1 protein-coding gene is annotated in these 11,647 nt (G+C 63.1%); it reads right to left on the reverse strand.

Annotated elements, in window-relative coordinates:
• Positions 1–64 precede the first annotated feature (64 nt).
• On the reverse strand, positions 65–11,647 hold an 11,583-nt coding region (locus tag MMG91_RS27030; RefSeq protein ID WP_310661256.1), incomplete at its 5' end, for a non-ribosomal peptide synthetase.

The raw sequence follows: 11,647 nt of genomic DNA on the forward strand, positions 1-11,647 counted from the left end.
GCGTTGATTTCAGGCCCGGCCGATAAGGCGCCGGGCTCCATGGATTCGCGCGATGGGAGGACGGCTATACGCAATCACTGGCGGCCTCCTCATCGAGCATGGGAAGGCTGTCCTGCCACCAGGCTGCCAGGTTATGTACGTGAGGTGCCTTGAGGATCGTGAAGTGGTTGCCCGGACCGTACCAGATACTGAGGTCAGGCACGTGCTTGCGCCATCCTTCGATCATTTCTTGCTGCTCGCGTTTGTTACCGGCCGTGTCCAGGGTCGGATCGTTAGCCAGCACCAGGCGCACCGGACCGGTGTATTGATGTTGAGGTTGGTAAACCGTGCGCAGTGCCGTGCCGAAGGCCCGCGCCGGACCACGCATCGAGTCGACAGCCGAGCGCTGCGGCAGCATGCCGGCGCGGACCATGCCCGCATGCAGCAAGCGCATCTGTGCGGCATCGTCCTGCGTGCCGAATACCGTGGCATCGATACCGAGCGACTTGCCGGAGGCTAACTGCATCGCTTCGATCAAGCGTTTCAACACCCCCGTCGCGGTATAGGGTTTGCCCACCACACCGTTGCCACCCGGCGACTCGCTGTCGATCAACGTCAGCGACGCCACTTTGCGACCGCGCGCATTCAAACGAGCCGCCATCTCGAACACGATCCAGCCGCCGAAGGAGTGCCCGAGCAAATGCACCGGGCCATCGGGTTGCACCTTGTCAATCGCGTCGAGGTACGCCTCGGCGGCGGTTTCCACAAGGCTGAAAGGCTCGGTGCTGCCATCCAGTCCACGGGGTTGCAGCCCATGGATCGGCCAGTCCGGGCCGAAGGCATCGGTCAGCCCGATGAAACCGGTCACACTGTCTCCGGCGCCAGGCACACAGAAGATCGGAGCCCGATCGGCGCGCCCGCCCTGGATCGTCAGCAGCGGTTGATAGCCAGTCTTCGATGGCATCGGCGCCGGACGTGACGCGACGGCGCGAAGTGCATCGTTGATGGCTTGACCCAGTGTCTGAATATGCGGGGCCTGCATCATCGTCTGGTGATCACCCGGTACGCTGATGCAGTGCATCTGTGTTTTCGGCAAAACAGCGTCCCACCCCAGATAGCCGGAATGTTCGGGCGCGTCTTCCTTGCGCTCGTCGGCCATAAACAAGTGCACCGGGGCGGAAATCGGATACACCGTGTAATGGGCCAGTGCATGGCCATGCGCGACCTCACGGCCAAGGTAGTGCCAGAGCTGGGCTGCGCTATAGACAGCCAGCTCTTGATGCAGCACCCCTTCGTCGCGACACCGCTGTACCAGGCCTTCGAAGTCGAATTGGCTCAGCTGCGTCTGCAAGCACGCCAGTTTTGCGAGGATCGACGCGACGTCCACGTCATCGGGTGCCTGGGCCTTCCAGAAGACATCGCAGCGGTCCAGCAAGTGGAGTTTGTGAGCTTCGTCCGGCGTCCAGCGCGCCCGGCCCTGATCCACCAATCGCGGCAGGTAGCTATCGATCAGGCCGACGAACTCGACCTCCTCGTCCAGGCCAATCAGCTGGATGGCGATCTCGTAAGCCAGCACACCGCCGAATGACCAGCCGGCAAGCCGGTAAGGCCCTTTGGGCTGCACTGAACGCACGATGCCCACCAGGCGCGAGGCCAGGCACTCCATCGTCTGCAACTGCTGCTCTCCCCACGCGATGGCAGACAAACCATAGACAGGGATATCCGGATCGATATGTTTGCCCAACGCCGGGAAGTAGAGGTCCAGCCCACTGAACTCATGCACCAGGAACAGCGGGTTTTGCGTGCCGGTCTTGCGCACCGGGACAATCGAGCCGAGTTGCTGAACATCAGTGGCGCGGGCCTGCAGCATCGATGCCATCGACGCCACGCTTTCATGCTGGAACAACTCGGACAGCGATACCGTCAGGTTGGCCTGCGCCAGCAGGCCGACCAGTCGGATCGCCAGCAGCGAATGCCCGCCCATCTCAAAGAAATTGTCATGACGGCCAATCCGTTCCAGCTTCAATACCTCGGCCCACAGACTTGCCAGCGTCGTTTCCAATGCACCCTGCGGTGCTTCGTAGTCGCGGGTCGCATAGGCACCGGTTTCCGGTGCCGGCAGCGCGCCGACATCGACCTTGCCGTTCAGCGTCAGGGGCAACGCCACCAGTTGCACATAAGCCGCCGGAATCATGTACTCCGGCAATAGTGAGTGCAGCTGCATGCGCAAGGTTTCGGCATCGGGTATTTCACCACTCGCCTGCACGGTGTAGTACGCCACCAGACGCTTATCGCCAGGGCTGTCTTCTCGCGCCACCACCAAGGCTTCGCGCACCCCGGGGCATTCGTGCAAGCGCGCCTCGATCTCTCCGAGTTCGATGCGGAAACCGCGGATTTTTACCTGCCCGTCATTGCGATCCAGATACTCGATGGTGCCGTCCGGCAACCAGCGCCCCAGATCACCGCTGCGGTACAGGCGTGCATCCGGCCGATCGCTGAACGGGTCGACGATAAAGCGCTCTTCGGTCAAGTCCGCACGGTTCAAGTAACCGAGGGCCACCCCCGCGCCGCCGATATGAATCTCGCCCGTGACCCCGACCGGTACCGGTTGCTGTGCAGCATTGAGAATATAGATCCGGGTGTTGGCAATCGGACGGCCGATCGGAATACTCATCGCGCCGTCAGGCACGGCTGTCACCGCATGGGTCGTGGCGAAGGTCGTGGTTTCGGTGGGGCCATAGCAATGCACCAGCCGCAGTGACGGGGCATGCGCCAAAAGACGCCGGAACGAGGCCGGATCACCCCGCTCGCCACCACACAGCAAGATGCGAAGACGTGCCAGGGCATCCGGGATCAACATCAGGTACTGGTTGAACACGGCGGTGGTCACGAACAGCACCGAAACGCCCGCCCCTGTCAGCACCTGAGCGAATTGCGTCGGGCTGAGCAGCGCTTCGTGATCAATGATCACGATCCGTCCTCCGTTGAGCAACGCGCCCCATACTTCCATCGTACTGGCGTCAAAGGCCGGGTTAGAAGCGAAGGCCACACGGTCGTGTGCGCCAAAATCTGCATAGCCGTTGTTGATCACCAATCGGCCGATGGCCCGATGCGGCACGATCACGCCCTTCGGTTGGCCCGTGGAGCCGGAGGTGTACATGATGTACGCCGGCGTATCGCTCGCCTGGGTGGACATTTCGGCAGGCCGTTCATCGCGGGCCAGCCGCACAGTATCCATGTCCACTCGCAGGATGCCTTCAGGCACCACCCTATCGCTCGTCGTCAGAACCAGTGCCGCCGCGCTGTCTTGCAGCATGAAGCGCTGGCGTTCCTGCGGCGCATGGTGGTCCAGCGGCACATAGACGGCGGCGCACTTGAGGATTGCCAGTTCGCTCACGATAAGATCGAACGAGCGATTCAGCATAATCGCCACCCGTGCCTGAGGCGTGACGCCTTGCTCGCGCAAGTAATGCGCCAGGTCATTCGCCCGGGCATTCAGTTCCCGATAGGTGAGTTGTTGCCCCGCCTGTTCGATGGCAATCGCGTCGGGCCGGGCCCTGGCCTGAGCGTCAAACAGGTCATGAACTGTCCGTTCGTGAGGGTAGACCGTGTCAGTCGCATTGAAGTCGAGCAGCAGTTGCCGACGTTCTGCCAGCGGCAATATTGCCAGGTCACGCAGCGGTGCTTCAGGGGTACGCTCAAGCGCATCAACCAGGCTTTCCAGTGCGGCATTCATATAACCGCAGACACGCTTCGCCCCGACCTGAGATACCACCAAGGCCGTCAGCACGAACGGTTCGCCAAGATCGTCGACGTTCAGCGACAGCGGATAGTTGCTCCACTCTTCACCGCCCAGCCCTTCGATCCCGCTCCACGCCGACAGCGCGTCACCGGTGACCTGCGTTGCATTGTGCCGGTAGTTCAGCAACGCGCTGAACAGCGGCGCGGGTGCCGCCACACCACTGCAACGTTGCGCCAGGGCCAGCGACGCGTGTTCGTGCCCGAGCAGTGCGGTGAGGCGCGCATGGGTCGTCTTCACTCCCGCACGTGCCCCGGTTGCTCCGACATCAACCCGCAACGGCAAGGTGTTGATGAACAGTCCCAATGCCCGATCGGCGCCTTCGCCTCCCTGCATCCGTCCCATCAATACCGTGCCGAACACCACATCCTCGCGACCGGACACGCCTGCCACCACTTGCGCCCATGCCAGGTGATGCAGACTCGCCGCACTAACGCCGAGCAGACGTGCCTGCGTGCGCAGGCGGCGACACAAGGCTTCGTCAACCACCCACTGTGCTTGCTCGATGCCGGTACCGTCGCCCTGCACATCGTGCAGGCCGAACGGTAACGTCGGCTCCTTGATGTCCTTGAGCATGTCGCTGAAGAAAGCCTCATGGGCGCTTTCACTCACCCCAAGTCGCGCCTGCGCCACATAGTTGCGATACGGCACGGCATCGCCCAATTGCGCTTGTTGACCCAGCAAGTAAGCCTGCATTTCGTGCTGGATCACTTCCAGCGCGGTGTGGTCGAGAGCGATGTGATGAAACAGCAGCAAGGCCACCCAGCGCTGGTGTTCGCCGTCATAGGCACAGGCAAGACGCAGCAGCGGTGCCTGGCGTACGTCGAGCCGGTAGTGTCGCGGATCGAAACGCTCGCGAAGTTGTGCGGCGACATCACCCGGCTCGCAAACACATTCCTCGACAAGCAGTTGTACTTGGCGCAAGACCACTTGCACCGGCTCGCGCAGCCCTTCCCATAGCATTGCAGTGCGCAGGATATCGTGCCGACCGATCACACCCTGCAACGCGTCCACGAAGGCATCCAGGCGGGCACGATCCTTGAGATTGAACAGAGCCTGCTGCACATAGGGATCGCCCTGCTGCGAAGCGAGGTGGTGATACAAAATCCCTTCCTGCAGCGGTGCCAGTGCGTAGATGTCCTGCACATTGCCAACACCACCGGGGATGAGCGCGACAACACGTTCGATCTCTTCCCCCGACAGCGTCGTCAGCGGCAACATGTCGGGCGTGATCCGCTGGCAGTCATGCGCAATGCCGTTGTCCGGCACCACGATTTCCGTACCGTTCCCCACGGCCGCCGCCAGTGCCGCCAGCGTTGGCTGGCCGAACAGCACCCGCACATCCGCGCTCAAACCGACCTCACGCATGCGTTGGATCAGCGTGACCGCCAGCAGCGAGTGACCGCCCAATTCGAAGAAATGATCGTGGCGCCCGACCCGCTCGACCTTGAGCAACTCGGCCCACAGCTGTGCCAGGGTGGTTTCGATTGCTCCTTGCGGCGCCTCGTAATCTCGGCTGATCACCGAGTCCGGATCCGGCGCGGGCAACGCCTTGCGATCCAGTTTTCCGTTCGGCGTCAGCGGCAGCGCGTCGAGCGCCACGTAGGCGGCCGGCACCATGTACTCCGGCAGGCGAACCTGAAGATGACCACGCAAGGCCTGGATGTCGAGCATTTCGCCCTGCCTGCGCGGCGTATAGTAAGCCACCAATCGTTTGTTGCCGGGTTCGTCTTCGCTCACCAGCACCACCGTTTCCAGTACCGCCGGGTGCTCGGCCAGACGCGCCTCGATCTCGCCCAACTCGATACGGAAACCGCGAATCTTGACCTGATCGTCATTGCGCCCCAGGTACAGAATGTTGCCGTCCTGCACATAACGCCCCAGATCGCCGGTGCGGTACATACGGGCATTCGGAGCATCGCTGAACGGGTCTTTCAGAAAGCGCTCGGCCGTCAGTTCCGGACGGTGCAGATAACCTCGTGCGACTTGGACCCCGCCGATGTAAATCTCGCCTGCCGCCCCCGTGGGCACCGGCTGCTGGCAGCCATCGAGCAGGTAAATGCGCGTGTTGGCGATCGGTTTGCCGATCGGCGTGCTATCGGGTGTGTCAGCACCCGCGCAGTCCCAGGCAGTCACGTCGACAGCCGCTTCGGTCGGCCCGTACAGGTTGTGCAACGATGTCGCCGGCAGTTGCGTTTTGAAGCGCCGCACCAGGTGACCCGGCAACGCCTCGCCGCTGCACATCACCCGCACCAGCCCTTCGCACTCGCTGACATCGCCATGGGCCAGGAACACGTCCAGCATCGAGGGCACGAAGTGCATCGTGGTGATGCCTTTGGCTTGAATCACCTCGCGCAGATACGCAGGATCCCGATGACCGCCCGGACGGGCCATCACCAGACGCGCGCCGCAGAACAGTGGCCAGAAAAACTCCCACACCGATACGTCGAAGCTGAACGGAGTCTTTTGCAGCACCGCGTCCGCAGGGGCCAAGCAATACTCGTCCTGCATCCACAACAGACGGTTGACTATCGCGCCGTGCTCGTTCATCACGCCTTTGGGCAGCCCGGTCGAACCCGAGGTATAGATCACGTAGGCCAGGTGTTCCGCACACAAGCCGTCCACCACAGGATCGATGGTTGGCTGCGCCGAGAAATCGCCCTCGTCAGTGGCATCCAGCAGCAACACCCTCGCCGTCGTCGCTGGCAGACTGGCCTGCAAGGCACGCTGAGTGAGGACCACTGCCGGGGCGCTGTTTTCCAGCATGTAGGCCAAACGGTCGGCCGGATAATCCGGGTCGAGTGGCACATAACCGGCACCGGACTTGAGAATGCCCAGCAGGCCCGCGAGCATTTCGAGACTGCGGTCCACGCAGATCGCCACGCGGTCGTCCGGGCGGATGCCCAGCGCGATCAAGCCATGGGCGACCTGGTTGGAGCGGCGGTTCAGCGTGTCATACGTCCAGTGACTGTTTTCGTACGTCACCGCGATTGCGTCGGGACGCGTAGCGACTTGCGCTTCGAACAGCCCATGCAACGTCAGGCCCTGCGGATACGCGACCGCGGTGGCATTAAAGGTTTCCAGCAAATGATGGCGCTCGTGATCGCCCAGCAGCGGGATGTGCGCCACCCTTGCATGCTCGTCGGCAACCATGGCTCGCAGTACGTACTCGAGGTAACCGAGGTAACGTTCCATCGTCGCCTGGTCGAACAGCGACGTGGCGTATTCCAGCGACCCGTACAAGCGGCCGCCGATTTGCGCCATGTCCAGCAACACATCGAACTTCGCGGTACGGCTGGTCACACTCAGCCCTTGCAGCGCCATGTCGCCCAATTCCAGGCCGACGTTTTCGTTGTTCTGCCATGACAGCATGGCCTGGAACACCGGGCTGTGGGACAGGCTGCGCACCGGCCGAACCACCTCCACCACCTGTTCGAATGGCAAGTCCTGATGCGCCTGAGCACTCAGGATTTGAGCCTTCACGCGTTGCAGCAAGGCTTCGACCGTCAGTTCGTCCGACACGTCGACACGCAGTGCCAGCGTGTTGACGAAGAAGCCGATCATGCCTTCGACTTCAGAACGCAGGCGGTTCGCCACAGGGGTACCGATGACGACATCGCTCTGCCCGGACAGACGACTGAGCACGGTGGCCCAGGCGGCCGTCACGGTCATGAACAGCGTGGTGCCATGGCGGTGACTCAGCGCCTTGAGGTCGTCGGTCAGGGTTTCATCGAGTGTGAGGCCGACGGCGCTGCCTGAATAGTCTTGCTGCGCGGGACGTTGCCGGTCAGTGGGCAACGTCAACAGCCCCGGTGCACCGGCGAGTGCCTGCTGCCAGTAGCTCTCCTGTTGTTGTAACACCTCGCCCGTGAGCCAGCAGCGTTGCCAGATGGCATAGTCGGCATACTGAACCGGCAAGGCCGGCAGCGGATCTTCCTGCCCTTGGCGGAACGCCTCATACAGCACGCCCAGCTCACGTGTCAGGACGTCGGCGGACCAGCCATCCGACACGATGTGGTGCATGGTCACCAGCAACGCATGATCGTCATCGGCCATGCGAACCAGTCGACCACGCACCAGTGGACCGCGCACCAGATCGAAGGCTTCGCGAGCCTCCTCCTCGGCCATGATCAGCAGTTCAGCTTCCGCGTCCGGGTGGTCGGCCAGTACGTGCAGTTGCAGCATGAACCCTACATCGACGGGGGCAATGCGTTGCTCGGCCTCCTCCCCTTGTTCCTGCACAAAGGTGGTACGCAGGACTTCATGACGGGCCACGATACGATCCAGCGCACGGGTGAGCGCGATGGCATCCAGTTCGCCACGCAGACGCAGGCCCGCGGGAATGTGATACGCCGCGCTGCCGCCTTCCAGTTGCGCCAGGAACCACAGGCGCTGTTGAGCAAATGACAGCGGCAAGGCCTGCTCGCGCGACACCGGCACAATGTGCGGCTGGGTGCTGCGTGCCGCCCGAGACAGAACCTGCGCCAGCGCACTCAGATCGGGTTGTGCAAAGACATCGTTCAGGCTCAACTCCACGCCCAGGTGCTCACGCACCTGCGAGATCAAACGCATTACCAGCAATGAATGCCCGCCCAACTCAAAGAAGTGGTCGTGACGCCCCACCGATTCGACTTTGAGCAAGGCCTGCCAGATCTGCGCCAGCGCGATCTCGGTGGCCCCTTGCGGCGCTTCGCGGGTGCGGCTGGCGTAGGCCTCGGCGTCCGGTGCCGGCAGCGCCTGGCGGTCGAGTTTGCGATTGGGTGTCAGCGGCAACGCTGTCAGGCTGACGAACGCACTGGGCAGCATGTATTCGGCCAACAGGGTCGACAGCTGCGTGCGCAAGGCCGCCGCGTTCAGGGTTATTTCGGCCTGCGGCACCACGTAAGCCACCAGACGTTTGTCGCCCGGGGTGTCTTCGCGCACGATCACCGCCGCCTCCTTGACCCCGGCGCAGTGGCCCAGCTTCGCTTCGATCTCGCCCAGTTCGATACGGAAACCCCGCACCTTGACCTGGAAGTCGTTGCGGCCCAGGTATTCGAGACGCCCGTCCGGGCGATAGCGCGCCAGGTCGCCGGTCTTGTACATACGGCCATCGGGCTGCTCGCTGAACGGGTCGACGAGGAACCGTTCGGCGCTGATTCCGTCGAGGTTCAGGTAACCGCGAGCGACGCCGTCGCCGCCGATGAAAATCTCGCCCGTCACCCCGAACGGCACCGGCTGGCGGTGCGCATCGAGCAGGTAGATGCGGGTATTGGCCATCGGCGTGCCGATGCTGGCAATGCCACTGGCGGCATGATTGGCGTCGTGCGTCACGTAGGCCGCAGTGCAAGACACCGTCGCCTCGGTCGGGCCATAAGTGTTGATCAGTTGCGTGTGCGCCGGGCGTACCTCGTCCCACATTTGAAGCTTGTGTGTCGACAAGGCATCGCCAGTGACGTTGATCAGACGCACGTCGCGCAAGTGTTCCCGGGCCAGCGCCGGCGTGTAGTGCCACTCGGCGGCCAAGGTGTGCCAGTGCGCCGCCGTCAAGTGCAGGAACGTCGGCCGGATGTCAGCGTCGTGTGGCGTGCCGACGGTACCGAAGATATGCCGGCTGGGCATCAGGGTGGCGCCGGCGATCAGCGCCGGGAAGATCTCTTCCACCGACAGGTCGAAGTTCAGGGTGTTTTGTTGCAGCACCGTGTCGGCCGGTGTCAGGCCGAACAGGCGGACCGCGTCGACACTGTAATTGACCAGGCCGCGGTGCTCGATCATTACCCCTTTGGGGGTGCCGGTCGAACCCGAGGTGTAGATCACGTAGGCTAGGTGACGCACGCCCAGGGACGTAATGACCGGGTTGTCCTCGCGGCCGATCGTGACGCCGCTGCGCACCCGTTCCGAGTGATCGAGCAGCACCCTTGGCGCCGCCAGTGTTGGCAATCGATCTTGCAGCGCGCGCTGGGTCAGCAGTACCACCGGGGTACTGTCGGCGAGCATGTAGGCCAGCCGTTCGGTCGGGTACGCCGGGTCGAGCGGCACATAACCGCCGCCAGCCTTGAGGATCGCCAGGAGGCCGACCAGCATTTCGGCACCACGCTCGACACAGATCGCTACCCGATCGTCCGGACGGATACCCAGCCCAATCAGATGGTGCGCCAACTGGTTGGCCTGGCGGTTCAACTCGGCATAACTCAGGCGCTCACCATCGAACACCACCGCGATGGCATCCGGCCTGGCGGCGACTTGCGCTTCGAACAACTGGTGGATCGTCTGTTCGTGGGGATACGCCGCCTGCGTGGCATTGAGGCCCACCAGCAAGCGCTGAAGCTCGACCTCGTCAAGCAGCGCAATCCGCTCGATCAGGGCCTGGTCGTCGGCCACCATCGCCCGCAGCAGCCGCTCGAAATAACCGAGATAACGCTGCACCGTGGCCTCATCGAACAATGCCGTGGCGTATTCCAGAGTGCCAAGCATCTGCCCTTGCACCTCGCCCAGTTCCAGCGACAAGTCGAACTTGGCGACGCTGTTCGCCACGCCCAGGCCTTCGAGTTTCAGGTCACCCAGCACCATTTCGGCGCTGTCCAGGGTCTGCCACGACAGCATGGCCTGGAACAGCGGGCTGTGGGCCAGGCTGCGTACTGGCTTGAGCACTTCCACCACTTGCTCGAACGGCAGGTCCTGATGCGCCTGCGCCCCAAGGGTCTGGGTCTTGACCCGCGCCAGCAAGGCTTCGACGCTCGGCGCGCCCGAGACATCAACGCGCACCGCCAGGGTGTTGACGAAGAAACCGATCAACCCTTCGACTTGCGAACACATGCGGTTGGCCACGGGTGAACCGATCACCACTTCGTCCTGCCCCGAGAGTCGGCTCAATAACGCCGCCCAGCCGGCCATCAGCGTCATGTACAGCGTGGTGCCGTGGCGCTGGCTCAGGGCTTTGAGGTCCGCGGTCAGGCCGGCATCGAAGGCCACCGACAGCGCGGCCCCGGCGTAGTCTTGCTGTGCCGGGCGCACCCGGTCGGTCGGCAGCATCAACAGCGCCGGCGCCTCGGCCAGGGTTTGCTGCCAGTAGGTGCTTTGGGTTTCCAGCACCTCGCCGCTCAACCAGCGGCGTTGCCACACTGCGTAGTCGGCGTATTGCACCGTCAGCGCCGGCAGTGGATCGTCCAGGCCATGGCGAAAAGCCTCATAGAGCGCCGCCAGTTCCCCGGTCAGGACGCCAATCGACCAGCCGTCCGAGACGATGTGGTGCATGGTCACCAGCAACACATGGTCCTGAGGATTCAGACGGATCAGTCGACCCCGGATCAATGGGCCATGTTCCAGGTCGAAGGTGTCGGTCGCTTCCTGAGCGGCCAATACGTTCAATTCACGTTCGGCGTCGACCTGATCGGACAGATCGTGCTGAAGCAGAGTGAAACCGACGTCCGCGAGGGCGATACGTTGCCGCGCTTCCTGACGATGGTCTTGCACGAAGGTGGTGCGCAGAGCTTCGTGGCGGGCGACGATGCGATCCAGTGCGCGCTGCAGGGCGACGCTGTCCAGGGTGCCGCGCAAGCGCAAGCCGGCGGGCATGTGGTAGGCCGCGCTGGCGCCTTCCATCTGTGCCAGGAACCACAGGCGCTGTTGGGCGAACGACAGCGGCAAGTCTTCATCGCGGGAGACCGTGACGATCTCCGGCAAAGTGCTGCGACTGGCCCGGGCCACGGCGTGTGACAGTGCTGCAAGCTCGGGATGAGCGAACAGTTCGGCCAGGCTCAGTTCCACCCCCAGGCGCAGGCGCACCTGGGAAATCAATTGAATCGCCAGCAAGGAGTGTCCGCCCAGTTCGAAGAACTGGTCATGGCGACCGACCTGTGGCAGGCCCAGCAAGTCTTGCCAGATCTGCGC

The organism is Pseudomonas sp. JL3, from assembly GCF_031570575.1.
Lineage (GTDB): Bacteria > Pseudomonadota > Gammaproteobacteria > Pseudomonadales > Pseudomonadaceae > Aquipseudomonas > Aquipseudomonas cucumis.